Annotated in this window: 13 protein-coding genes, 1 tRNA gene, 3 rRNA genes, 4 pseudogenes and 4 other annotated features; of the genes and pseudogenes, 5 read left to right on the top strand and 16 right to left on the bottom strand. The window is 51.7% G+C overall.

Annotated features, from left to right (window positions below; translation table 11 throughout):
* Positions 1-274: 274 nt before the first annotated feature.
* Positions 275-2,459: a sequence feature (Similar to Escherichia coli K12 regulator of acetyl CoA synthetase gi: 1790447 (729 aa). BLAST with identity of 98% in 728 aa. This CDS contains an in-frame stop codon. The sequence has been checked and is believed to be correct.), on the top strand.
* Positions 275-2,459, top strand: a pseudogene (gene arp, locus SF4083). Its footprint overlaps the feature before it by 2,185 nt.
* Positions 2,428-4,165, bottom strand: a sequence feature (Similar to Escherichia coli K12 isocitrate dehydrogenase kinase/phosphatase gi: 1790446 (579 aa). BLAST with identity of 98% in 579 aa. This CDS contains an in-frame stop codon. The sequence has been checked and is believed to be correct.). (Overlaps the previous pseudogene by 32 nt.)
* Here the strand turns inward: arp and aceK are convergent.
* The 8 genes and pseudogenes from aceK to rrsE all read right to left on the bottom strand — a co-directional run bounded on the left by aceK (position 2,428) and on the right by rrsE (position 13,207).
* A pseudogene (gene aceK, locus SF4082) lies at positions 2,428-4,165 on the bottom strand. (Overlaps the previous feature by 1,738 nt.) The pseudogenes arp and aceK overlap by 32 nt on opposite strands.
* A gap of 183 nt (positions 4,166-4,348) precedes the next feature.
* Positions 4,349-5,653, bottom strand: coding sequence for an isocitrate lyase (aceA, locus tag SF4081; RefSeq protein NP_709801.1), 1,305 nt, complete (start codon positions 5,651-5,653; stop codon positions 4,349-4,351).
* A gap of 29 nt (positions 5,654-5,682) precedes the next feature.
* Positions 5,683-7,284: a sequence feature (Similar to Escherichia coli K12 malate synthase A gi: 1790444 (534 aa). BLAST with identity of 98% in 534 aa. This CDS contains an in-frame stop codon. The sequence has been checked and is believed to be correct.), on the bottom strand.
* Positions 5,683-7,284 (bottom strand): annotated as a pseudogene (gene aceB / locus SF4080). Its footprint overlaps the feature before it by 1,602 nt.
* 268 nt (positions 7,285-7,552) lie before the next feature.
* Positions 7,553-8,188, bottom strand: a sequence feature (Similar to Escherichia coli K12 homoserine transsuccinylase gi: 1790443 (310 aa). BLAST with identity of 98% in 212 aa. This CDS has been truncated. The sequence has been checked and is believed to be correct.).
* Positions 7,553-8,188, bottom strand: a pseudogene (gene metA / locus SF4079). Its footprint overlaps the feature before it by 636 nt.
* Positions 8,189-8,194: 6 nt before the next feature.
* Positions 8,195-8,313, bottom strand: a 5S ribosomal RNA gene (gene rrfE, locus SF4544).
* Positions 8,314-8,407: 94 nt separating this feature from the next.
* A 23S ribosomal RNA gene (gene rrlE / locus SF4543) occupies positions 8,408-11,311 on the bottom strand.
* 193 nt (positions 11,312-11,504) lie between these two features.
* Positions 11,505-11,580 (bottom strand) — tRNA-Glu (locus SF4542).
* An 85-nt stretch (positions 11,581-11,665) separates the two neighbouring features.
* Positions 11,666-13,207, bottom strand: a 16S ribosomal RNA gene (gene rrsE / locus SF4541).
* The 16S, 23S and 5S rRNA genes sit together here with 1 tRNA gene alongside, the layout of an rRNA operon.
* Before the next feature lie 615 nt (positions 13,208-13,822).
* Between rrsE and purH the strand changes: the two genes are divergently transcribed.
* Together purH and purD are read left to right on the top strand one after the other, a co-directional pair.
* A complete protein-coding gene (purH, locus tag SF4078; protein ID NP_709800.1) occupies positions 13,823-15,412 on the top strand; it encodes a bifunctional phosphoribosylaminoimidazolecarboxamide formyltransferase/IMP cyclohydrolase in 1,590 nt (529 codons plus the stop codon).
* A gap of 11 nt (positions 15,413-15,423) precedes the next feature.
* Entirely contained in the window at positions 15,424-16,713 is a 1,290-nt protein-coding gene (gene purD, locus SF4077; protein NP_709799.1) for a phosphoribosylamine--glycine ligase, read from the top strand.
* Here the strand turns inward: purD and hydG are convergent.
* Entirely contained in the window at positions 16,710-18,035 is a 1,326-nt protein-coding gene (hydG, locus tag SF4076) for a transcriptional regulatory protein ZraR (protein NP_709798.1), read from the bottom strand. The two genes, purD and hydG, sit on opposite strands and share 4 nt — an antisense overlap.
* Positions 18,032-19,408 (bottom strand): sensor protein ZraS, encoded by a 1,377-nt coding sequence (hydH, locus tag SF4075; protein NP_709797.1) that lies wholly within the window; start codon positions 19,406-19,408, stop codon positions 18,032-18,034. Before hydH ends, hydG begins: the two co-directional genes overlap by 4 nt.
* A gap of 96 nt (positions 19,409-19,504) precedes the next feature.
* Here hydH and yjaI point away from each other — a divergent pair, with 96 nt between their 5' ends.
* Entirely contained in the window at positions 19,505-20,071 is a 567-nt protein-coding gene (yjaI, locus tag SF4074; protein ID NP_709796.3) for a hypothetical protein, read from the top strand.
* Between the two features lies 1 nt (position 20,072).
* Here yjaI and yjaH read toward each other — a convergent pair whose 3' ends face one another.
* The 6 genes from yjaH to nudC form a co-directional block, all read right to left on the bottom strand.
* The gene (gene yjaH / locus SF4073) at positions 20,073-20,768 is read right to left on the bottom strand and encodes a hypothetical protein (protein ID NP_709795.2); all 696 of its coding nucleotides are present in this window, start codon (positions 20,766-20,768) and stop codon (positions 20,073-20,075) included.
* A 12-nt stretch (positions 20,769-20,780) separates the two neighbouring features.
* A complete protein-coding gene (hupA, locus tag SF4072) occupies positions 20,781-21,053 on the bottom strand; it encodes a transcriptional regulator HU subunit alpha (protein NP_709794.1) in 273 nt (90 codons plus the stop codon).
* Between the two features lie 186 nt (positions 21,054-21,239).
* Entirely contained in the window at positions 21,240-21,830 is a 591-nt protein-coding gene (gene yjaG, locus SF4071; RefSeq protein NP_709793.1) for a hypothetical protein, read from the bottom strand.
* A gap of 42 nt (positions 21,831-21,872) precedes the next feature.
* Complete coding sequence (nfi, locus tag SF4070; protein NP_709792.1) at positions 21,873-22,544, bottom strand: endonuclease V; 672 nt, start codon at positions 22,542-22,544, stop codon at positions 21,873-21,875.
* Positions 22,545-22,700: 156 nt separating this feature from the next.
* Entirely contained in the window at positions 22,701-23,765 is a 1,065-nt protein-coding gene (gene hemE, locus SF4069; RefSeq protein NP_709791.1) for a uroporphyrinogen decarboxylase, read from the bottom strand.
* A gap of 39 nt (positions 23,766-23,804) precedes the next feature.
* Positions 23,805-24,578, bottom strand: a complete 774-nt coding sequence (nudC, locus tag SF4068; RefSeq protein ID NP_709790.1) for an NADH pyrophosphatase — start codon at positions 24,576-24,578, stop codon at positions 23,805-23,807.
* 94 nt (positions 24,579-24,672) lie between these two features.
* Here nudC and yjaE point away from each other — a divergent pair, with 94 nt between their 5' ends.
* Positions 24,673-25,149, top strand: coding sequence for an anti-RNA polymerase sigma 70 factor (yjaE, locus tag SF4067; RefSeq protein ID NP_709789.1), 477 nt, complete (start codon positions 24,673-24,675; stop codon positions 25,147-25,149).
* Positions 25,150-25,270: the final 121 nt, after the last annotated feature.

Here is a 25,270-nt window from a genome sequence, read left to right as displayed (position 1 = left end):
GAGTGGCAATAGAATAAGGGTGTCTGTTAATCGCATTGACGCCAAAATAACTTAATGTCATACACTTCACACACTTTTATTAACTCAGCATTATTTTTAAACATCAAACCACTTAATTATTAACAAAATCGCAAGATCTCATTCCACCGAAACTTTTACGGCTGCATTATGAGATTGAGCGATTTATGATATTTTTTTAGTTGTAATCATATTAAATTTTTTCACTGTTCTGATAGTTAAAATTCAAGACATCAATAAACAATGAGATATTTAAATGATTACTCGTATTCCTCGTAGTTCTTTCTCTGCAAATATTAATAATACAGCCCAGACAAATGAACACCAAACCCTGAGTGAATTGTTTTATAAAGAACTCGAGGATAAATTTTCTGGCAAGGAGCTGGCGACGCCTCTATTAAAAAGCTTCTCAGAGAACTGTAGACAAAATGTTCGTCATATCTTTAGCAACAAGGATTTTGTCATTAAATTTTCCACGTCCGTCTTACAAGCTGATAAGAAAGAAATTACGATGATTAATAAAAACGAAAACACGACACTCACTCAAACCATTGCTACAATATTTGAAGAATACCTAATGGAAATTTTACCTCAACGCTCAGACACTCTTGATAAACAAGAATTAAACCAAAAATCAGATAGAAAAGAAAAAGAATTCCCAAGAATTAAACTTAATGGTCAATGTTATTTCCCGGGGCGCCCCAAAACCGTATAGTATACCGACACATTGCTGCACAATATATTAATGATATTTATCAGAATGTTGATTACAAACCCCATCAAGATGATTACTCTTCAGCTGAAAAATTTCTCACTCACTTCAACAAAAAATGCAAAAACCAGACTTTGGCGTTGATTTCCAGCCGTCCTGAGGGGCGTTGCGTTGCTGCCTGCGGTGATTTCGGGCTAGTTATGAAAGCATATTTTGACAAGATGGAATCAAATGGCATCAGTGTTATGGCAGCCATATTACTGGTGGATAACCATGCTTTGACGGTCCGGCTAAGAATAAAGAACACAACTGAAGGATGTACCCATTACGTGGTTTCGGTTTATGATCCTAATGTAACTAACGATAAAATAAGAATTATGAGCGAAAGCAAAGAGGATATTAAACACTATTCTCTGATGGATTTTATGAATGTAGATTATAGCCTCCTGAAATGGTCAAATGATCATGTTATTAACCAATCTGTTGCAATAATTCCAGCACTTCCGAAAGAACAGCTATTGATGTTAAAAGGAACTGTGGATGAAATAACCCCTCCATTATCACCAGCAACGATGAATTTGCTAATGGCAATTGGTCAGAATCACCAACTTACGCAACTGATGATTCAGCTCCAGAAAATGCCAGAACTACATAGAACAGAAATGTTGACTGCCTATAATAGTATTAACCTCCCCGGTTTATATTTGGCTATAAATTATGGCAATGCGGATATCGTTGAGACTATTTTCAATTCATTGTCAGAAACAGGATATGAAGGGTTACTCTCGAAAAAAAATCTCATGCATATTCTGGAGGCAAAAGATAAAAATGGTTTTTCTGGATTATTTTTAGCGATATCACGTAAGGATAAAAATGTTGTAACCTCGATTCTGAACGTCTTACCTAAACTGGCCGCAACACATCATTTAGATAATGAACAGGTGTATAAATTCCTGAGTGCCAAAAATAGAACGTCCAGCCATGTTTTATACCATGTTATGGCGAATGGTGATGCCGACATGCTGAAAATTTTTTTGGTCGCGTTACCTTTGTTAATTCGCACATGTCATTTGACTAAAGAACAGGTACTCGATCTCCTGAAGGCAAAGGATTTTTATGGTTGCCCAAGACTATACCTGGCGATGCAAAATGGACATAGCGATATCGTGAAAGTTATTCTCGAAGCATTGCCCTGTCTGGCCCAGGAAATTAACATTTCAGCTTCCGATATTGTAGATCTTCTGACCGCTAAAAGTCTTGCGCGCGACACGGGTTTGTTTATGGCCATGCAGCGCGGACATATGAACGTTATTAATACTATTTTTAACGCATTACCCACTCTTTTTAATACGTTTAAATTCGATAAAAAAATATGAAGCCCCTCCTCCTGGCAAATAATTCTAATGAATATCCCGGTTTGTTTTCAGCGATACAGCATAAACAACAAAACGTTGTAGAGACGGTTTATCTTGCTTTATCTGACCATGCACGCCTGTTTGGATTTACCGCTGAAGATATTATGGATTTTTGGCAACACAAAGCGCCACAAAAATACTCTGCCTTTGAGTTGGCTTTTGAATTTGGTCACCGGGTTATTGCTGAATTAATCCTTAATACATTAAATAAGATGGCTGAAAGCTTTGGCTTTACGGATAACCCTCGATACATTGCGGAGAAAAATTATATGGAAGCTTTACTCAAAAAAGCATCTCCCCATACCGTACGCTAAATCTTTGCCTGCGCCGATACGCATAAACATCTTCCACATGCCCTTCACGTATGCGGTTTTGTAGTGCGCGCCAGTAATCAGCGCGGAACAGGTCGGCGTGCATCTCTTCAAACAGCGGACCAATACGCGGGTCGGCGCATAGCCAGTGGCGAAACTCTTCCGGGAAAACATCGCCCGGCGAGACGCTGTACCACGGTTCGCTGGCAAGTTCGTCTTCCGGATAGCGCGGCGGCGGGATGTCGCGGAAATTCACTTCCGTCATGTAGCAAATTTCATCGTAATCATAAAAAACCACACGCCCGTGACGGGTGACACCGAAGTTTTTAAACAGCATGTCGCCAGGGAAAATGTTAGCAGCGGCAAGCTGGCGAATAGCGTTACCGTATTCTTCAATGGCGTCGCGCAACTGCTGACCTTCCACTTGTTCCAGCCAGATATTGAGCGGCACCATCCGCCGCTCGATTATAGAGATGGCGAATTACAATCTGCTCACCAAGATCGGTGATTTTTTCCGCTGCTTCCTGGAGCAGTAATTCCATTAATACCGGGGAAATATGCCGCTTCTCCAGCACAAAGTTTTCAAACTCCTGGGTGTCCGCCATTCGGCCCACACGGTCGTGCTCTTTCACCAGTTGATAGCAGGCACGAACGTGAGCGGCAGACATCTCTTTCTGCGGCGCGAACTTGTCTTTGATGACTTTGAATACCCGATCAAAGCCCGGCAGCGTAAACACCAACATCACCATTCCACGAATACCCGGCGCTTCAATGAACTGCTCATTACAGCCCTGTAGATAAACGAGATATTCGCGGTAGCTTTCGGTTTTGGCGTGCTTCTGGCAGCCGATAGCCATATACAATTCAGCAGTGGTTTTACCTGGCAGAATTTCCCGTAGCCACTCGACCAGCGCTGCGGGCAGCGGTGCATAAACCATAAAATAAGAACGCGCAAAGCCAAAAACAATGCTCGCTTCGGCGGTCGTCGTCAGGCAGGTATCAATAAATAACTCGCCGTCGTCCGTCTGGTGGATCGGCAGTAAGAAGGGCAACGTGCCGGAAGGCGTGATCAGTTTGCCCACCAGCCAGGCGGCTTTATTGCGGTAAAACAGTTCGTTCGCCACCTGTAAATGACTTTCCGCGAGGTTGTCTGTCCCCAGCGTTTCCGTCAGATGGCGAATGATGTAATGAATGTCACGGCTTTTATTCTGCCAGCGCAGGCGCAGCGGCAGGTCGCTGATAACGCGCATCAGTAGAGATTCCCAGCCGTGATCGGGGTGAAAGTCTTTCGCCAGCGGGCGGGGAATGGTACGAAAGCGGCGCTCTGGCTGAGAGCTAAAGATAAAAAGCCGCTCGGGAGTAAGCGAGCGGTGGTCAAATAACCGACAGTACACGGAGTTAAAAAAGCTCTCCGCAATCTCGAAGCGCGGGTAATCCGGCAACAGCCGCGTGTAATGCTCTTTAACGCGCAGTAAAAATGCCGCGTCCGTACTTTGGCCGTTAGTAATGCAGCGCAGTTGCTCCACGACCAGACCAACGTGATGATCGTAAAGATGGATACGGTTTTTCATCGCCTGCTGGACAGCATGCCAGTCGGCCTGTTCGAAACGCTGCTGCGCCCCGGAAGTCACTTCGAGGAATCGACCATACTGAGCGTCGAAGCCTTGCAAAATGGTTTGAGCAATCAGTAATTCCAGGCCACGCGGCATTTAGCGCCCTCATCAGGAGCAGAGAATTGCCGGATGCGGCGTAAACGCCTTATCCAGCCTACGTTCGGCAACGGTTGTAGGCATGATAAGACGCGCAAGCGTCGCATCAGGCATCGTGCACCGATTGCCGGATGCGGCGTAAATGCCTTATCCGGCCTACAGTCAGCAACGTTTGTAGGTTGCTTAGAACTGCGATTCTTCAGTGGAGCCAGTCAGCGCGGTGACTGAAGACGTGCCGCCCTGAATAATAGTCGTCACTTTATCGAAGTAACCTGTACCCACTTCCTGCTGGTGAGATACGAAGGTATAGCCATCTTTCGCGGCGGCAAATTCCGGCTGCTGCACTTTCTCAACATAGTGCTTCATACCTTCGCCCTGCGCATAAGCGTTTGCCAGGTCGAACATGTTAAACCACATGCTGTGGATACCTGCTAGGGTGATGAACTGGAACTTGTAGCCCATATCCGACAGCTGCTGCTGGAAGCTGGCAATAGTTTTGTCGTCGAGGTTTTTCTGCCAGTTGAACGACGGCGAGCAGTTATAAGCCAGCAGTTTGCCCGGATATTTCGCGTGGATAGCTTGTGCAAAGCGACGCGCCAGTTCCAGATCCGGCGTGGAGGTTTCACACCAGACCAGGTCAGCATATGGCGCATACGCCAGGCCACGGCTGATCGCTTGCTCAATGCCCGCATGAGTACGGAAGAAGCCTTCACTGGTACGCTCGCCGGTAATAAATTCGCTGTCATACGGGTCGCAATCTGAGGTGATCAGATCCGCCGCATCAGCATCGGTACGTGCAACCAGCAGGGTTGGAACGCCCGTCACGTCAGCTGCCAGACGCGCCGCGACCAGTTTCTGAATAGCTTCCTGAGTTGGCACTAAAACTTTGCCGCCCATGTGACCGCATTTCTTCACTGACGCCAGCTGATCTTCGAAGTGAACTGCCGCAGCACCGGCTTCAATCATCGCTTTCATCAGTTCAAAGGCATTCAGGACACCGCCAAAACCGGCTTCCGCATCGGCAACGATCGGCAGGAAGTAATCGACATAGCGCGGATCGCCCGGCTCAATGCCCACGGACCATTGGATCTGATCGGCACGACGGAAGGTGTTGTTGATCCGCTCCACCACAGCTGGCACCGAGTTTGCCGGATAGAGCGACTGATCCGGATACATGCTGGCCGCCAGGTTAGCGTCCGCCGCTACCTGCCATCCCGACAGATAGACTGCTTCAATACCCGCTTTCGCCTGTTGCAGCGCCTGACCGCCAGTCAGTGCACCGAGGTTGTTGATGTAGCCTTTTTTCGACTCACCGTGCAGCAGACGCCACATTTTCGCTGCGCCCAGTTGCGCCAGCGTGCATTCAGGATTGACTGAACCGCGTAATTTCACCACATCTTCCGCACTGTATGGGCGAGTAATGCCTTCCCAACGCGGTTGAGTCCACTCTTTCTGTAATTCTTCAATTTGTTGTGTACGGGTTTTCATGTGCAGATGCTCCATAGTTATGTGGTGGTTTACGCTAACAGGCGGTAGCCTGGCAGGGTCAGGAAATCAATTAACTCATCGGAAGTGGTGATCTGTTCCATCAAGCGTGCGGCATCGTCAAAACGGCCCTGGGAGAAACGTTCTTCGCCCAGTTCGCTGGCAATGACTTTCATCTCTTCGCCCAGCATCTGGCGGAACAAGGCTTTGGTCACCGGTTTGCCATTGCTCAACGTTTTTTGATGATGGATCCACTGCCAGATCGAGGTACGGGAAATTTCAGCCGTCGCCGCATCTTCCATCAGGCCATAAATCGGCACGCAGCCGTTGCCGGAGATCCACGCTTCGATGTACTGCACAGCCACGCGAATGTTAGCGCGCATACCTTCTTCGGTGCGTTCACCATCACAAGGTGCCAGCAGCTGATCGGCAGTAATCGGCGCGTCTTGTTCGCGCAATACTTCAAGCTGATTTTTACGGGAGCCGAGAATGTCGTTGAATACCGCCATTGCCGTGTCCGCAAGGCCTGGGTGAGCGATCCATGTGCCATCGTGACCGTTATTGGCTTCCAGCGCTTTATCCGCTTTTACTTTGTTGAGCACCTGGTTATTACGCTCTTCATCTTTGCTCGGAATAAACGCGGCCATGCCGCCCATCGCAAAAGCACCGCGTTTATGGCAGGTTTTAATCAGCAGGCGTGAGTAAGCATTCAGGAATGGTTTATCCATCGTCACGGCCTGTCTGTCTGGCAGGACACGATCGGGATAGTTTTTCAACGTTTTGATATAGCTGAAGATGTAATCCCAGCGACCGCAGTTCAGACCAACAATATGGTCGCGCAGCGCGTGAAGGATTTCGTCCATCTGGAACACGGCGGGCAGCGTTTCAATCAGCAACGTCGCCTTGATGGTGCCGCGCGGCAGATTAAAGCGATCTTCTGCATAGCTGAAGACTTCGCTCCACCAGGCCGCTTCCTGCTAGGACTGGGTTTTCGGCAGATAGAAATAGGGACCGCTGCCCTTTGCCAACAGTGCCTGATAGTTGTGGAAGAAATAGAGCGCAAAATCAAACAGGCTACCGGGGATTGCCTCACCACGCCAGGTGACATGTTTTTCCGGCAAGTGCAGACCGCGTACCCGACAAATCAAAACCGCTGGATTGGGCTTGAGCTGATAAATTTTGCCTGCTTCATTGGTATAGCTGATGGTACCGTTAACCGCATCGCGCAGGTTAATTTGCCCGTCGATCACTTTGTTCCAGTCTGGTGCCAGTGAATCTTCGAAATCGGCCATAAAGACTTTCACATTGGCGTTCAGTGCGTTGATCACCATCTTGCGCTCTACCGGGCCAGTTATCTCTACGCGGCGGTCTTCTAAGTCCGCAGGAATCCCGCGAATTTTCCAATCAGCATCGCGAATGGAAGCCGTTTCCGAAATAAAATCAGGCAACGTTCCGTTATCAATATCTTGCTGCTGCTGAATGCGCGCTGCCAGAAGTTTATTGCGTTGTGGCGTAAAATGCGTCACCAGCTCAGTCAGAAATTCTACCGCTTCGGCAGTAAGAATTTGCTTCTCCTGCTCGCCATACGGCCTTGTGAAAGCCAGTTCATCGGTTGTTGTTGCCTGTTCAGTCATCGTGCAGCTCCTCGTCATGGATCCGAAAACTTCCCCTCTGTGAACGAAGGAACGTTGTGCGCTTTTCGTTCAGCACAACTAAGACTACTCATTTAAAATGCAAAATCAAAAACAATTTCCATTTTAATTAAAAATACTTGATAACTTATTGATAACAATATGAATAAAATTTATTCACTTGCTGAGGTGCGTTTCGGAAATAAAAAAGGCACCCGAAGGTGCCTGAGGTAAGGTGCTGAATCGCTTAACGATCGACTATCACAGAAGATTAATCCAGCGTTGGATTCATGTGCCGTAGATCGTATGGCGTGATCTGATAGACGTAATAGTTGAGCCAGTTGGTAAACAGCAAATTACCGTGACTACGCCAGCTCGCTCGCGGTTTGTTTTGCGGATCGTTGTGCGGGAAATAGTTATACGGTACATCCGGGTCTAGTCCGGCTTCCACATCGCGTAAATATTCCTGCGCCAGCGTTTGCGCATCATATTCGGGATGGCCCGTCACAAAGGCAATGCGCTTATCTTTGCTGGCAAACAGATATGCATCCCCTTCTTCCGTCTCTGCCAGAATTTCCAGATCGGTGTAATCACGAATCAACGCTGCCGGAAAGTCAGCATAGCGCGAATGCGGTGCCAGGAATGAATCATCAAAGCCACGCGTCAGAAGCGCATGAGGATGGAGAATATGATGCTCGTAAACGCCAGAGAGTTTGTCGGTGCGAGTTTGCTTAGGAATGCCGTAGAGGATATTGAGCGCGGCCTGTACCGCCCAGCAGACAAACAGCGTCGAGGTGACGTGATCTTTCGACCACTCCAGCACCTGTTTGATCTGCGGCCAGTAAGCGACATCATTAAACTCCACCAGGCCCAGCGGCGCACCGGTTACAATCAGACCGTCAAAGTTAATTTGATGCCTGGCAGTTCCCTACTCTCGCATGGGGAGACCCCACACTACCATCGGCGCTACGGCGTTTCACTTCTGAGTTCGGCATGGGGTCAGGTGGGACCACCGCGCTACGGCCGCCAGGCTAATTCTGTTTTATCAGACCGCTTCTGCGTTCTGATTTAATCTGTATCAGGCTGAAAATCTTCTCTCAATCCGCCAAAACATCTTCGGCGTTGTAAGGTTAAGCCTCACGGTTCATTAGTACCGGTTAGCTCAACGCATCGCTGCGCTTACACACCCGGCCTATCAACGTCGTCGTCTTCAACGTTCCTTCAGGACCCTTAAAGGGTCAGGGAGAACTCATCTCGGGGCAAGTTTCGTGCTTAGATGCTTTCAGCACTTATCTCTTCCGCATTTAGCTACCGGGCAGTGCCATTGGCATGACAACCCGAACACCAGTGATGCGTCCACTCCGGTCCTCTCGTACTAGGAGCAGCCCCCCTCAGTTCTCCAGCGCCCACGGCAGATAGGGACCGAACTGTCTCACGACGTTCTAAACCCAGCTCGCGTACCACTTTAAATGGCGAACAGCCATACCCTTGGGACCTACTTCAGCCCCAGGATGTGATGAGCCGACATCGAGGTGCCAAACACCGCCGTCGATATGAACTCTTGGGCGGTATCAGCCTGTTATCCCCGGAGTACCTTTTATCCGTTGAGCGATGGCCCTTCCATTCAGAACCACCGGATCACTATGACCTGCTTTCGCACCTGCTCGCGCCGTCACGCTCGCAGTCAAGCTGGCTTATGCCATTGCACTAACCTCCTGATGTCCGACCAGGATTAGCCAACCTTCGTGCTCCTCCGTTACTCTTTAGGAGGAGACCGCCCCAGTCAAACTACCCACCAGACACTGTCCGCAACCCGGATCACGGGTCCACGTTAGAACATCAAACATTAAAGGGTGGTATTTCAAGGTCGGCTCCATGCAGACTGGCGTCCACACTTCAAAGCCTCCCACCTATCCTACACATCAAGGCTCAATGTTCAGTGTCAAGCTATAGTAAAGGTTCACGGGGTCTTTCCGTCTTGCCGCGGGTACACTGCATCTTCACAGCGAGTTCAATTTCACTGAGTCTCGGGTGGAGACAGCCTGGCCATCATTACGCCATTCGTGCAGGTCGGAACTTACCCGACAAGGAATTTCGCTACCTTAGGACCGTTATAGTTACGGCCGCCGTTTACCGGGGCTTCGATCAAGAGCTTCGCTTGCGCTAACCCCATCAATTAACCTTCCGGCACCGGGCAGGCGTCACACCGTATACGTCCACTTTCGTGTTTGCACAGTGCTGTGTTTTTAATAAACAGTTGCAGCCAGCTGGTATCTTCGACTGATTTCAGCTCCACGAGCAAGTCGCTTCACCTACGTATCAGCGTGCCTTCTCCCGAAGTTACGGCACCATTTTGCCTAGTTCCTTCACCCGAGTTCTCTCAAGCGCCTTGGTATTCTCTACCTGACCACCTGTGTCGGTTTGGGGTACGATTTGATGTTACCTGATGCTTAGAGGCTTTTCCTGGAAGCAGGGCATTTGTTGCTTCAGCACCGTAGTGCCTCGTCATCACGCCTCGGCCTTGATTTTCCGGATTTGCCTGGAAAACCAGCCTACACGCTTAAACCGGGACAACCGTCGCCCGGCCAACATAGCCTTCTCCGTCCCCCCTTCGCAGTAACACCAAGTACAGGAATATTAACCTGTTTCCCATCGACTACGCCTTTCGGCCTCGCCTTAGGGGTCGACTCACCCTGCCCCGATTAACGTTGGACAGGAACCCTTGGTCTTCCGGCGAGCGGGCTTTTCACCCGCTTTATCGTTACTTATGTCAGCATTCGCACTTCTGATACCTCCAGCATACCTCACAGCACACCTTCACAGGCTTACAGAACGCTCCCCTACCCAACAACGCATAAGCGTCGCTGCCGCAGCTTCGGTGCATGGTTTAGCCCCGTTACATCTTCCGCGCAGGCCGACTCGACCAGTGAGCTATTACGCTTTCTTTAAATGATGGCTGCTTCTAAGCCAACATCCTGGCTGTCTGGGCCTTCCCACATCGTTTCCCACTTAACCATGACTTTGGGACCTTAGCTGGCGGTCTGGGTTGTTTCCCTCTTCACGACGGACGTTAGCACCCGCCGTGTGTCTCCCGTGATAACATTCTCCGGTATTCGCAGTTTGCATCGGGTTGGTAAGTCGGGATGACCCCCTTGCCGAAACAGTGCTCTACCCCCGGAGATGAATTCACGAGGCGCTACCTAAATAGCTTTCGGGGAGAACCAGCTATCTCCCGGTTTGATTGGCCTTTCACCCCCAGCCACAAGTCATCCGCTAATTTTTCAACATTAGTCGGTTCGGTCCTCCAGTTAGTGTTACCCAACCTTCAACCTGCCCATGGCTAGATCACCGGGTTTCGGGTCTATACCCTGCAACTTAACGCCCAGTTAAGACTCGGTTTCCCTTCGGCTCCCCTATTCGGTTAACCTTGCTACAGAATATAAGTCGCTGACCCATTATACAAAAGGTACGCAGTCACACGCCTAAGCGTGCTCCCACTGCTTGTACGTACACGGTTTCAGGTTCTTTTTCACTCCCCTCGCCGGGGTTCTTTTCGCCTTTCCCTCACGGTACTGGTTCACTATCGGTCAGTCAGGAGTATTTAGCCTTGGAGGATGGTCCCCCCATATTCAGACAGGATACCACGTGTCCCGCCCTACTCATCGAGCTCACAGTATGTGCATTTTTGTGTACGGGGCTGTCACCCTGTATCGCACGCCTTTCCAGACGCTTCCACTAACACACACACTGATTCAGGCTCTGGGCTGCTCCCCGTTCGCTCGCCGCTACTGGGGGAATCTCGGTTGATTTCTTTTCCTCGGGGTACTTAGATGTTTCAGTTCCCCCGGTTCGCCTCATTAACCTATGGATTCAGTTAATGATAGTGTGACGAATCACACTGGGTTTCCCCATTCGGAAATCGCCGGTTATAACGGTTCATATCACCTTACCGACGCTTATCGCAGATTAGCACGTCCTTCATCGCCTCTGACTGCCAGGGCATCCACCGTGTACGCTTAGTCGCTTAACCTCACAACCCGAAGATGTTTCTTTCGACTCATCATCGTGTTGCGAAAATTTGAGAGACTCACGAACAACTTTCGTTGTTCAGTGTTTCAATTTTCAGCTTGATCCAGATTTTTAAAGAGCAAATATCTCAAACATCACCCGAAGATGAGTTTTGAGATATCAAGGCAGGTGACTTTCACTCACAAACCAGCAAGTGGCGTCCCCTAGGGGATTCGAACCCCTGTTACCGCCGTGAAAGGGCGGTGTCCTGGGCCTCTAGACGAAGGGGACGTATCAGTCTGCTTCGCAAGACGCCTTGCTTTTCACTTTCTATCAGACAATCTGTGTGAGCACTACAAAGAACGCTTCTTTAAGGTAAGGAGGTGATCCAACCGCAGGTTCCCCTACGGTTACCTTGTTACGACTTCACCCCAGTCATGAATCACAAAGTGGTAAGCGCCCTCCCGAAGGTTAAGCTACCTACTTCTTTTGCAACCCACTCCCATGGTGTGACGGGCGGTGTGTACAAGGCCCGGGAACGTATTCACCGTGGCATTCTGATCCACGATTACTAGCGATTCCGACTTCATGGAGTCGAGTTGCAGACTCCAATCCGGACTACGACGCACTTTATGAGGTCCGCTTGCTCTCGCGAGGTCGCTTCTCTTTGTATGCGCCATTGTAGCACGTGTGTAGCCCTGGTCGTAAGGGCCATGATGACTTGACGTCATCCCCACCTTCCTCCAGTTTATCACTGGCAGTCTCCTTTGAGTTCCCGGCCGGACCGCTGGCAACAAAGGATAAGGGTTGCGCTCGTTGCGGGACTTAACCCAACATTTCACAACACGAGCTGACGACAGCCATGCAGCACCTGTCTCACGGTTCCCGAAGGCACATTCTCATCTCTGAAAACTTCCGTGGATGTCAAGACCAGGTAAGGTTCTTCGCGTTGCATCGAATTAAACCACATGCTCCACCGCTTGTGCGGGCCCCCGTCAATTCATTTGAGTTTTAACCTTGCGGCCGTACTCCCCAGGCGGTCGACTTAACGCGTTAGCTCCGGAAGCCACACCTCAAGGGCACAACCTCCAAGTCGACATCGTTTACAGCGTGGACTACCAGGGTATCTAATCCTGTTTGCTCCCCACGCTTTCGCACCTGAGCGTCAGTCTTCGTCCAGGGGGCCGCCTTCGCCACCGGTATTCCTCCAGATCTCTACGCATTTCACCGCTACACCTGGAATTCTACCCCCCTCTACGAGACTCAAGCTTGCCAGTATCAGATGCAGTTCCCAGGTTGAGCCCGGGGATTTCACATCTGACTTAACAAACCGCCTGCGTGCGCTTTACGCCCAGTAATTCCGATTAACGCTTGCACCCTCCGTATTACCGCGGCTGCTGGCACGGAGTTAGCCGGTGCTTCTTCTGCGGGTAACGTCAATGAGTAAAGGTATTAACTTTACTCCCTTCCTCCCCGCTGAAAGTACTTTACAACCCGAAGGCCTTCTTCATACACGCGGCATGGCTGCATCAGGCTTGCGCCCATTGTGCAATATTCCCCACTGCTGCCTCCCGTAGGAGTCTGGACCGTGTCTCAGTTCCAGTGTGGCTGGTCATCCTCTCAGACCAGCTAGGGATCGTCGCCTAGGTGAGCCGTTACCCCACCTACTAGCTAATCCCATCTGGGCACATCCGATGGCAAGAGGCCCGAAGGTCCCCCTCTTTGGTCTTGCGACGTTATGCGGTATTAGCTACCGTTTCCAGTAGTTATCCCCCTCCATCAGGCAGTTTCCCAGACATTACTCACCCGTCCGCCACTCGTCAGCGAAACAGCAAGCTGCTTCCTGTTACCGTTCGACTTGCATGTGTTAGGCCTGCCGCCAGCGTTCAATCTGAGCCATGATCAAACTCTTCAATTTAAAAGTTTGATGCTCAAAGAATTAAACTTCGTAATGAATTACGTGTTCACTCTTGAGACTTGGTATTCATTTTTCGTCTTGCGACGTTAAGAATCCGTATCTTCGAGTGCCCACACAGATTGTCTGATAAATTGTTAAAGAGCAGGCGACGCAGCTTTCAGCTCACTGTCGCGAGGTGGCGTATATCACACTTTCCTATTTCAGAGTCAACCCTGAATTTCAGGATTTTTTCTCTTCAACCGAACCGGCTGTTTGTGTGAAGTGATTCACATCCGCCGTGTCGATGGAGGCGCATTATAGGGAGTTCTCCGCAGGCCGCAATAGAAAAATTGCAGAAAAATGACTGACTGCTGCATTCCCCAGCAAAACCCCGCTTTATACCTTTTTACGCACAGAGTTATCCACAATCATCAATGTAATTTCTGTATTTTTCCCACGGTAACCACTGTCAAAATTGTGATCACCATTGAAAGAGAAAAATTCGCGAGCGTTGCGCAAACGTTTTCGTTACAATGCGGGCGAAAAATAAGGATGCCCCGTTAGGGGCGTTAGCTGAGTTTTTCGCGAAAAATTCAGCTAACGCTCTCTGTAATAGTCAAACCCAGGGGATTTACCATGCAACAACGTCGTCCAGTCCGCCGCGCTCTGCTCAGTGTTTCTGACAAAGCCGGTATCGTCGAATTCGCCCAGGCACTTTCCGCACGCGGTGTGGAGCTGCTGTCTACAGGGGGCACTGCCCGTCTGTTAGCAGAAAAAGGTCTGCCGGTAACCGAAGTTTCCGATTACACCGGTTTCCCGGAGATGATGGATGGACGCGTGAAGACCCTGCATCCGAAAGTACATGGTGGCATTCTGGGCCGTCGCGGCCAGGACGATGCCATTATGGAAGAACATCAGATCCAGCCTATCGATATGGTGGTTGTTAACCTGTATCCGTTCGCCCAGACTGTTGCTCGTGAAGGCTGCTCGCTGGAAGATGCGGTTGAGAACATCGATATCGGCGGCCCGACCATGGTGCGCTCCGCCGCTAAGAACCATAAAGATGTCGCAATCGTGGTGAAGAGCAGCGACTACGACGCCATTATTAAAGAGATGGATGACAACGAAGGATCGCTGACGCTTGCAACCCGTTTCGACCTCGCCATCAAAGCCTTCGAACACACTGCCGCCTACGACAGCATGATTGCCAACTACTTCGGCAGCATGGTTCCGGCGTACCACGGTGAAAGCAAAGAAGCCGCCGGTCGCTTCCCACGCACGCTGAACCTGAACTTCATTAAGAAGCAGGATATGCGTTACGGCGAGAACAGCCACCAGCAGGCTGCCTTCTATATAGAAGAGAATGTGAAAGAAGCCTCCGTTGCTACCGCAACCCAGGTTCAGGGTAAAGCCCTCTCTTATAACAACATCGCCGATACCGATGCGGCGCTGGAGTGCGTGAAAGAGTTCGCCGAGCCGGCATGTGTGATTGTGAAGCACGCCAACCCTTGCGGTGTAGCTATCGGCAATTCCATTCTTGATGCTTACGATCGCGCGTACAAAACCGACCCAACCTCCGCATTCGGCGGCATCATTGCCTTTAACCGCGAGCTGGATGCGGAAACCGCACAGGCCATCATTTCTCGTCAGTTTGTCGAAGTGATTATTGCGCCTTCCGCCAGCGAAGAAGCCCTGAAAATCACCGCCGCCAAGCAGAACGTACGCGTTCTGACCTGCGGTCAGTGGGGCGAGCGTGTTCCGGGTCTTGATTTCAAACGCGTGAACGGCGGTCTGCTGGTTCAGGATCGTGACCTGGGGATGGTCGGTGCGGAAGAACTGCGCGTCGTCACCCAACGTCAGCCGACCGAACAGGAACTGCGTGATGCGCTGTTCTGCTGGAAAGTGGCGAAATTCGTGAAATCCAATGCTATCGTCTATGCCAAAAACAATATGACCATCGGTATTGGCGCGGGCCAGATGAGCCGCGTGTACTCCGCGAAAATCGCCGGTATTAAAGCTGCCGATGAAGGCCTGGAAGTGAAAGGTTCCTCGATGGCTTCTGACGCGTTCTTCCCGTTCCGCGACGGTATTGATGCCGCCGCCGCTGCGGGCGTGACCTGCGTAATCCAGCCTGGCGGTTCCATCCGTGATGACGAAGTGATTGCCGCCGCCGACGAGCACGGTATTGCGATGCTCTTCACCGACATGCGCCACTTCCGCCATTAATGGAGCAATAGATGAAAGTATTAGTGATTGGTAACGGCGGGCGCGAGCACGCGCTGGCCTGGAAAGCGGCCCAGTCGCCGCTGGTTGAGACTGTTTTTGCTGCTCCGGGTAATGCAGGCACTGCGCTGGAACCCGCGCTGCAAAACGTTGCTATCGGCGTGACCGATATCCCGGCGCTGTTGGATTTCGCACAAAACGAAAAGATTGATCTGACCATCGTCGGCCCGGAAGCGCCGCTGGTGAAAGGCGTGGTCGATACCTTCCGCGCCGCCGGGCTGAAAATCTTCGGCCCAACCGCAGGTGCGGCCCAACTGGAAGGCTCAAAAGCGTTTACCAAAGATTTCCTGGCCCGCCATAAGATCCCTACGGCGGAATACCAGAACTTCACCGAGGTAGAACCTGCGCTGGTGTATCTGCGTGAGAAAGGCGCGCCAATCGTCATTAAAGCGGACGGTCTGGCTGCCGGGAAAGGCGTTATCGTGGCGATGACGCTGGAAGAAGCGGAAGCGGCTGTTCACGATATGCTGGCGGGCAACGCTTTTGGCGACGCGGGTCATCGCATCGTTATCGAAGAGTTCCTCGATGGCGAAGAAGCGAGCTTTATCGTGATGGTGGACGGCGAGCATGTGCTGCCGATGGCTACCAGCCAGGATCACAAACGCGTAGGCGATAAAGATAACGGACCAAACACCGGCGGGATGGGCGCTTACTCCCCCGCGCCGGTAGTAACCGATGAAGTTCATCAGCGCACCATGGAACGTATCATCTGGCCAACCGTGAAAGGCATGGCGGCGGAAGGCAACACCTACACCGGTTTTCTCTATGCGGGCCTGATGATCGACAAACAGGGCAATCCGAAGGTTATTGAATTTAACTGCCGCTTTGGCGATCCGGAAACCCAGCCGATTATGCTGCGCATGAAGTCCGATCTGGTTGAGCTCTGCCTGGCGGCCTGTGAAGGCAAACTGGACGAGAAAACGTCAGAGTGGGATGAACGTGCTTCTCTCAGCGTGGTGATGGCTGCGGGTGGATATCCGGGCGATTACCGCACCGGCGATGTGATCCACGGCCTGCCGCTGGAAGAAGTGGCTGACGGCAAAGTGTTCCACGCGGGCACAAAACTGGCGGATGACGAGCAGGTGGTAACCAGCGGCGGGCGCGTACTGTGCGTCACCGCGCTGGGTCATACCGTGGCAGAAGCGCAGAAACGCGCCTACGCCTTAATGACCGATATCCACTGGGATGATTGCTTCTGCCGGAAAGATATCGGTTGGCGCGCCATCGAACGCGAGCAGAACTAACGCGACAGTTTTGCCAATAGCGTTTTGCGCGTGATCCCTAACTGACGGGCGGCTTCGGTTTTGTTGCCGCCCGTTTTCTCCAGCGCCGCCAGAATCACCTCTTTTTCCACTTCCACCAGCGGCTGAATATCCTGACTTTGCCCCAGCGGGATCGGCGTACTGGCAATCGCCAGCGGCAGCTCGCGTTCGGAAATATATTCCCCGGTCAGCAGCACCACCGCCCGTTCCACCGCGTTTTCCAGTTCACGAATATTTCCCGGCCAGTCGTAGTGGATCAGCAAATCCATCGCCTGTGGCGTAAAGCCTTTTACCGCCTTGCGATTACGCTCGGCAAAGCGCTGAAGAAAATGGCCAGCCAGCAGAGGGATATCTTCCCGCCGTTGCCGCAGCGATGGTACTTCAATCGCCACCACATTCAGGCGATAGTAGAGATCCTGGCGAAAACGCCCGGCATTCACCTCTGCGGCAAGATCGCGATGGGTCGCCGCAATCAGCCGGACATCAACCGAGATAGTCTGGTTGCTACCGACACGCTGAACTTCGCGCTCCTGAATCGCACGCAGCAGACGCACCTGCATCATCGGCGAGATATCGCCAATTTCATCGAGAAACAGCGTGCCGCCGTCCGCCTCAACAAAGCGCCCTTCCCGGCGTTTATCGGCTCCAGTAAACGCCCCTTTTTCGTGACCGAACAATTCAGATTCCAGCAAGGATTCGTTGAGTGCCGCACAGTTGAGCGTTACCAGCGGTTTTTCGCTACGTGCGCTACTGGCGTGAATCGCCCTGGCGACCAGCTCTTTACCGGTGCCGGAATCGCCGTGGATCAGCACCGTGGCTTCCGATGGCGCGACGAGGGCGATTTCACTGAGCAGGTGTTGCATCGCCGGGCTTTTACCGACCATACCGAACTGGCTGGCAGTCACCGCAGGTGTTTCAGCATCAATACTGTGCGTATGCGCGAGCGCCTTTTCCAGCGTCGCCTGTAGGTTATCGAAATCCAGCGGCTTGATGAGATAATCCTGCGCCCCAGTTTTCAGTGCCTCTACCGCCGTCTCGACGCTGGAGTACGCAGTCATAATCAGCACCGGAATTGCCGGGTTTAACGCTTTGATCTCTTTCAGCGTGGCGATGCCGTCCATCTCCGCCATTCGCACATCGCAAAGCACAAGATCAAAAACCTGTTCCCGCACCTGCTCCAGCGCCTGTCGCCCGCTGTTCGCCAGCGCGACGTTATAGCCCCAGCCGCGCAGTAAAGCCTGCAAAATAGTGCAGTGGCTAATGTCATCATCCACCACCAGAATATCGATATTATCGTGCGTCATCCTTGTGGGTCCTTACGCGTAATATTGACCGGAAGCCAGAGGGTGAACGTTGAGCCTTTTCCCTCCTGGCTTGCGACCTGAATTGTACCACCGTGTTGTTCAACAATATTATGCACGACCGCCAGCCCCAATCCGGTGCCTTCGGCTTTGGTGGTGAAGTACGGAGTGAAGATGGCTTCAAGCTGATCTGCCGCAATTCCCTTACCGCTGTCGGTAACGCTGATTTTCACGCCCGCGCCGCTTTCGCTGGCCGTCACGCTAATCACGCCATGCTGACCAATCGCCTGAATAGCATTGAGATAGAGATTCAACAGGACCTGAGTCAGCCTGTCCGGATCGGCCTGAATTTCCGGTAATGTGTCGTTGGCGGTAAAGCGTAACTGGATCTCCCGGCTGTTTGCATCCTGGCTTACCAGCTGTAATGAGTGGTTAATCAGCGTGTTGAGATCCACCGCCTGCAAAGCCAGATGCGTTGGCTTAACCAGTTCCAGCAACTCGCTTACCACGCGGTTTAAACGGTCGGCCTCTTTCGCCATCACCTGCGCCAGTTGATGCGCTTCTCCCCCTGCAGGCGCGCGCTCGGCAAAGTATTTCGCCAGTCCTTTAATCGAGGAAAGTGGGTTACGGATTTCGTGGGCAACGCCTGCCGCAAGATGCCCCAGCGCCACCAGCTTCTCTTTGCGCTTCATTTCATCTTGTAGAAGCTGGCGCGAGCGCAGATAGCGGCGATACCAGAAGAATGACAATACGCTTGCCAGCAAGACCGTCGCCAGGGCGAAGAGAATAATCAGGGTGTTTCTCTGCTCACGATCTTCGGCACTCACAATATTACTGGCGTCGAAAGCGATGAAAATTGCTTGTGGTGTCGCGGCATACTGCTGCATATGGCGCATCCGGTACATTCCAGCAGCAAACATCGGTTGAAACTGGCGATAAATTTCCAGAACAGGCTCGCCGTCTGCGCTATCGATCCGCCGCCACGCTTCTTCATCTCCCGGATGTAACTGCTGCATTTCCTGAGGGGAATAAAGCTGTTTTCCCACCATGCCGGAGTTGCTATGCATCACGATTGTTCCTTGTTCATCCGTGACCGCAAACCAACGTACTCCAGGCTGCCCGGCCATTTCTTCCAGTAAGGCCTGCTGCTGCGCATGATGCATGCGCATCCCCATGCCGACGCGCGAGCCGGATTCAAGAGCGCGAATAAGTACACTGCCTTTTTCCAGCAGCGTTTGTCTGGCGGCGGCAGTCTCGCGCCCATAATCGCGAATCACCGTCACCGCAAACAACCCTACCAGCCCAACAATGACCACGGGGAGGATCGCGCTTAACCATTTAGCTAAGGAGTCTTTAGAACGTTGCATAAAACGCATCTTCTTCTTTGCCTGCTCATCCCTTTCTGACAGCAGAAATCATGCCATCTTTTATCAGCGCTTACCCTGCGCTGTAACACAAAGGCTTAAGTTTCAATGAGTAAAAATGACTCGCTACCCGCAGCAGGCGAGTCATTTTTACTCGTTTATCATGCCAGATTACCCGTCATATCAGCGTTTCATCGTTGGCACGGAAGATGCAATACCCGAAGTAAGACAACCACTGGAGGATTAACCATGAAACGGAACACGAAAATTGCCCTGGTAATGATGGCGCTTTCAGCAATGGCGATGGGATCGACATCTGCATTTGCTCACGGCGGACACGGTATGTGGCAGCAAAATGCCGCGCCTTTGACCAGCGAACAACAGACAGCGTGGCAGAAAATCCATAATGACTTTTACGCTCAAAGCAGCGCACTGCAACAGCAACTGGTGACGAAGCGTTATGAATACAATGCCCTGTTAGCCGCGAACCCACCGGATAGCAGCAAAATTAACGCGGTCGCCAAAGAGATGGAGAATTTGCGTCAGTCGTTAGATGAGTTACGGGTGAAACGAGATATCGCGATGGCTGAAGCGGGTATTCCGCGCGGAGCCGGAATGGGCATGGGCTACGGCGGCTGCGGTGGTGGCGGTCATATGGGTATGGGCCACTGGTAAATCAGAACGTTTTCTCGTTGGGTTGCCAGCGACAGAAATCAGAGTTTGCCACTAACAGTAATTGCGAACCTTCGGGCGCTTCCAGCCATGCCACGCTGACATCAACAGAAGAGCGGCTCTGGCGGCGCTCGATATGCGCTATCGCCTGCGAATCTAAATCAGGTTTAATGGTTTGCCCTTCGCAGGTGGTCACGGTCTGTTCCATCGCATGCCAGCGCCCCTGGCGCAGCACGACTCTCCCCTGACGTAAGGCATCGCTAATCTGGCGGATCTGATCAGCACGATAACGGTATAAATCGATTTGGTCGTTAGAAAGCTGCTGCTTTTCCCCATCGGATTCACGTTGCATAAAGCTCAGATCGCCGCGATCGTCAAAACGCGCGCGAATGTTCACCGGCGGTTTGCTGTAAACATTGATATTGATGAGCGTGAGGTTATCGCCCTGCCAGCGATACTCTCGCGTCGTGGTATCGCCACTGCGCCACGGGCTAAACACGGCAAGCAGATGCACATTATCGCCGCTGTCTTTTCGCCAGATGCGTACCGCGCCCTGGTCTTCAGCAAATCCACTGGCGGTAAAGGGAGGAAGTGAAGAGTTGTGGCTACAGGCAGTGAGAAACAGCGCACCTGCCAGCATCAATGATCGACGCCAGAAAGACAAAAGGGGTGAAACCACCCCTTCGTTAAAACTGTTCACTGCCACGCAATCTTACTTAACTGCGTCTTTCAGTGCCTTGCCAGAAACAAATGCCGGTACGTTAGCTGCGGCAATTTTGATTTCTTTACCGGTCTGCGGGTTGCGGCCAGTACGCTCAGCGCGATGGTTCACTTTGAAGGTACCGAAACCAACCAGTTGTACAGCATCGCCTTCTTTCAGAGACTCAGTAATTGCAGCCAGAGTGGACTCCAGAGCAGCTTTAGCCTGGGTTTTGGACAGTTCTGCTTTCTCTGCAATTACATCAATCAGTTGAGTCTTGTTCATAAGTTATCCTTACAATGTGTTTATCGCTTGCTAAGCATCGAGTGCGACGGAAATGCCAGAATAGCACTCTCCTGCATACACGCACCGATAGCCACTTTTTTTCGCCCCCCAAATGTAGACCAGACGGGGGGCGAAAGGGAAGACTCCAGGTACGACAAATCAGGCGTTAAATCACGTTTTCTGGTCTTATTGCTGAAAAATTATACCAATATTGCTCTCACCCGACTCACGCAGGTCTGCCCTAAGGCCTTTTATCAGCTCGATATCGCGTTCTTCGCACTCAGCTAAAAGTCGGAATATTTCCCACTGAATGTCCCATTCTTGCTCTACAGCTGGGTTTTCTTTAAGCTCTTCATCGCCCATTTCGCGACCAGCCTGAGTCATTTCCAGCATCGCAACGGTCGTGATGGAGGTCTTACTCACTTCCACCGCGTGTTCGAGCGTTTCACCACTCAAACGCGAATGGACCAGTTCACTTAACGCCACGCAGGCATCGATTGCCGGATAAACGCCGTACAGATCGAAATCGTCGGCTGAAGGAATCGCTTCTTCAAATTTCTCCAGTTGGCTGTCGAAATTTACTTTTGCGTCTTTAACGGTCAGCGTTTCCCAGATGAGATCGAGAATACGACGGTAAATTTGCCCATCACCAAAACCGGTTTGCTGGCAGAACATGGCGTAATTGGGGTACATGCGTTCGCATAAGCAAGCCATGAAAGTGACATGCTGCCAGCTTTCCAGGCGCTCCAGACGCAGATGAATTGGGTTTTGTAACATGTTGAGTTCTCAAATACGGAAATTATCCGCAGTTTACCTGAATTAGGGCTGATTTGCTGTATAGCGCACGAACGCCGGACGTTCCGAGGCCACCGCGTCCGCCCAGCGCGTTGGCTCCGGCAGACGATAGCCTTTCATGCAGCGTTGTACCCACGCCAGCGCGCTGTCCACGCTGACCCGATGGCCGGTAGCGATAAACAACGGGTTACAGCGCGCTTTGCTGCGCCAGACCCAGGCCAGCTGCTCGCCTTTATCCATCAGTGGGGCCAGCGCGCCCGGTTTGCTGGAGAGCGGTTCGAATTTACCGCAGAGCCGTTTTTTCGCCACGCCAATGGTCGGCACATCCACCAATAAGCCAAAATGGCTGGCGACGCCAAGACGGCGAGGATGCGAGATCCCATGACCATCGACAAACACTAAATCCGGCTTTTGCGACAGCATCTCCCACGCTGCCAGCAGCGCAGGATATTCGCGGAAGGAAAGAAAACCTGGAATGTAAGGCATGGTGGTGGCGATGCGGGCAACTTTATACTCCACCAGCTCAAGCGAGGGATATTTCAGCAGCACCATCGCCGCTCGCGTCACTTCTCCGCCCTGCTCAAACCCGACATCGGCTCCGGCGATCAGATCCGGTGGATCTTTATCGAGTCGATCCTCGCAGATCACAGAAGAAGCCAGTTCGATTTGTTGAGCGCGTAATGACGCGAGATCCATAATCGCTCCTTAGAGCCTGGTTCAACAGGCGTAATTGTTGAAGGCAGTTTGAGGCCGGACAGCGCGGAAAAACCGGAGCGTACACGTAGTACGTGAGGATTTTGAGCACTGCCCGGCCTCAAAATGGCAAATAAAATAGCCTGATGGATCAGGCTCTTAGCGGTGATACTGTTCAGACAGTCGATGCACTGCCTCCACGAACACGCCAGCATGTTCTGGCGGCACATCCTGATGAATGCCGTGACCAAGGTTAAAGACATGACCTTCGCCGTGACCGAAACCTGCAAGTATAGTCGCTACTTCTTCTTCAATGCGGGCAGGCGGCGCGTACAGCATCGACGGATCCATATTACCCTGCAACGCGACTTTATTGCCCACACGGCGGCGCGCATCGGCGATGTCCGTTGTCCAGTCGAGGCCCAGCGCATCGCAACCGGTTTCAGCCATGGCTTCCAGCCACTGTCCGCCGCCTTTGGTAAACAGCGTGACTGGCACGCGGCGACCGTCGTTTTCACGCAGTAAACCATCAACAATTTTATGCATGTAATAGAGCGAGAACTGTTGATAATCGCGCCCGGTAAGCACGCCGCCCCAGGTGTCGAAAATCATCACTGCCTGAGCACCGGCTTTAATCTGCGCATTCAGATACAAAGTGACGCTTTTCGCCAGTTTATCGAGCAGAGCGTGCAGCGCCTGCGGATCGGCATACATCATTTTTTTGATCACGGTGAAGGCTTTGCTGCTGCCGCCTTCCACCATGTAGGTTGCCAGCGTCCACGGGCTGCCGGAAAAACCAATCAGCGGCACTTCGCCTTTCAGTTCGTGACGAATGGTACGCACCGCGTTCATCACGTAACCCAGCTCATCTTCCGGGTCCGGAATTGGCAGTTTATCGACGTCGGCTTTGCAGGTGACTGGCGAGGTAAAACGCGGACCTTCTCCGGCTTCAAAATAGAGCCCTAACCCCATCGCGTCCGGCACGGTGAGGATATCGGAAAAGAGGATCGCCGCATCCAGCGGGTAGCGACGCAGCGGTTGCAAAGTCACTTCGCACGCCAGCTCGGCGTTTTTGCACAGCGACATAAAATCGCCCGCCTGGGCGCGCGTGGCTTTATATTCCGGTAGATAGCGACCCGCCTGGCGCATCATCCATACTGGAGTGACATCAACGGGCTGGCGCAGCAGCGCCCGCAGATAACGATCGTTTTTAAGTTCGGTCATTTTGGCTGTTCCTTAGTGCGTCAGGCGGTCAGTGTATCATCACTCATACTCTGCCCGACACATCGCCACAGTATCTTCTATCAGACGGCGCGCTACGGTGCCGGGCGGCGGGAGTAACGGCAAATCGTCATAGCGATACCAGTTCGCCTCGAGCAATTCTTTCGGGTCGATCACGATGTCGCCGCTGTCATATTCCGCCATAAACGCGGTCATTAAAGACTGAGGAAACGGCCACGGCTGAGAAGTCACGTAACGCAAGTTTTTAACTTTAATTCCGCTCTCTTCCATCACTTCCCGCGCGACTGCCTGCTCGAGGGTTTCGCCCACTTCGACGAATCCGGCAAGTACTGTATGGACACCGTTACGATGGCGGGTATGCTGGGCGAGGAGGAGCGAATCATCGCGACGGATGGCAACAATAATGCAGGGGGCGATTTGCGGGTAGTAACGCTCACGGCAATGGCTACACAGCATCGCCCATTCGGTTTTGCTCGGATACATTTCATGCCCGCAGTAACCACAGTATTTATGCGATCGGTAAAACTCCGCCAGTTGCACGCCACGTCCGGCCAGTTGAAACAGCCCAACATCGAGATCAATGACCTGACGTACCGACCCCATATCGTGACGCCGCTGCTGTTGTATTAACCAAACAGGTTCCCCCTGCCATTCGCCGATTTGTAGTGCGCGCTGACCCACAAGATCGAAATTTGCCGCTTCGCCATATGGCAATTCTCCCTTCGGCAACCATAATTTTTGTTCATGGCTGACGACCCACCAGCCGTGATCTAATTTTTCAATTATACGATCCATAGCTCTTGCACTACCTTTGCATCACTGGCATGTTTAACATGGTTTTTACATTTCTCACTGAGCAGTTTTTGAATACAAACTTGCGGAGTCAATCATGCTTAACCAGCTCGATAACCTGACGGAGCGCGTCAGAGGAAGTAACAAACTGGTTGATCGCTGGCTACATGTACGTAAGCATCTGCTCGTGGCTTACTACAATCTGGTTGGCATTAAGCCTGGCAAAGAATCGTACATGAGGCTAAACGAAAAAGCCCTTGATGATTTTTGTCAGAGCCTGGTCGATTACTTGTCTGCCGGACATTTCAGTATTTATGAGCGCATTCTTCATAAGCTGGAAGGCAACGGGCAACTCGCGCGCGCCGCGAAGATTTGGCCGCAACTCGAAGCCAATACCCAACAGATTATGGATTACTACGATTCCAGCCTGGAAACCGCCATCGATCATGATAATTACCTTGAGTTTCAACAGGTTTTATCTGACATCGGCGAGGCGCTGGAAGCGCGCTTTGTGCTGGAAGATAAGCTGATTCTGCTGGTGCTTGACGCCGCCCGCGTCAAACATCCTGCTTGAGTTCTGCGCTGTTAACGCGTAATTTACATTCAACGCCCCGTTTGTGGGGGCTAATTTCTTGTCGGAGTGCCTTAACTGGCTGAGACCGTTTATTCGGGATCCGCGGAACCTGATCAGGCTA

The organism is Shigella flexneri 2a str. 301, from assembly GCF_000006925.2.
Taxonomy (GTDB): domain Bacteria; phylum Pseudomonadota; class Gammaproteobacteria; order Enterobacterales; family Enterobacteriaceae; genus ECMA0423.
Note: the sequence above shows the minus strand (reverse complement) of the source record. Positions and strands in the feature narration are given on the sequence as shown.

What these genes read in the sequence shown, in the direction of transcription:
- hemE (NP_709791.1), bottom strand. Translation starts at nt 23,765, where the DNA reads ATGACCGAACTTAAAAACGATCGTTATCTGCGGGCGCTGCTGCGCCAG.
- yjaE (NP_709789.1), top strand. Translation starts at nt 24,673, where the DNA reads ATGCTTAACCAGCTCGATAACCTGACGGAGCGCGTCAGAGGAAGTAAC.
- yjaG (NP_709793.1), bottom strand. Translation starts at nt 21,830, where the DNA reads ATGTTACAAAACCCAATTCATCTGCGTCTGGAGCGCCTGGAAAGCTGG.
- hupA (NP_709794.1), bottom strand. Translation starts at nt 21,053, where the DNA reads ATGAACAAGACTCAACTGATTGATGTAATTGCAGAGAAAGCAGAACTG.
- hydH (NP_709797.1), bottom strand. Translation starts at nt 19,408, where the DNA reads ATGCGTTTTATGCAACGTTCTAAAGACTCCTTAGCTAAATGGTTAAGC.
- nfi (NP_709792.1), bottom strand. Translation starts at nt 22,544, where the DNA reads ATGGATCTCGCGTCATTACGCGCTCAACAAATCGAACTGGCTTCTTCT.
- aceA (NP_709801.1), bottom strand. Translation starts at nt 5,653, where the DNA reads ATGAAAACCCGTACACAACAAATTGAAGAATTACAGAAAGAGTGGACT.
- hydG (NP_709798.1), bottom strand. Translation starts at nt 18,035, where the DNA reads ATGACGCACGATAATATCGATATTCTGGTGGTGGATGATGACATTAGC.
- purD (NP_709799.1), top strand. Translation starts at nt 15,424, where the DNA reads ATGAAAGTATTAGTGATTGGTAACGGCGGGCGCGAGCACGCGCTGGCC.
- yjaI (NP_709796.3), top strand. Translation starts at nt 19,505, where the DNA reads ATGAGTAAAAATGACTCGCTACCCGCAGCAGGCGAGTCATTTTTACTC.
- nudC (NP_709790.1), bottom strand. Translation starts at nt 24,578, where the DNA reads ATGGATCGTATAATTGAAAAATTAGATCACGGCTGGTGGGTCGTCAGC.
- purH (NP_709800.1), top strand. Translation starts at nt 13,823, where the DNA reads ATGCAACAACGTCGTCCAGTCCGCCGCGCTCTGCTCAGTGTTTCTGAC.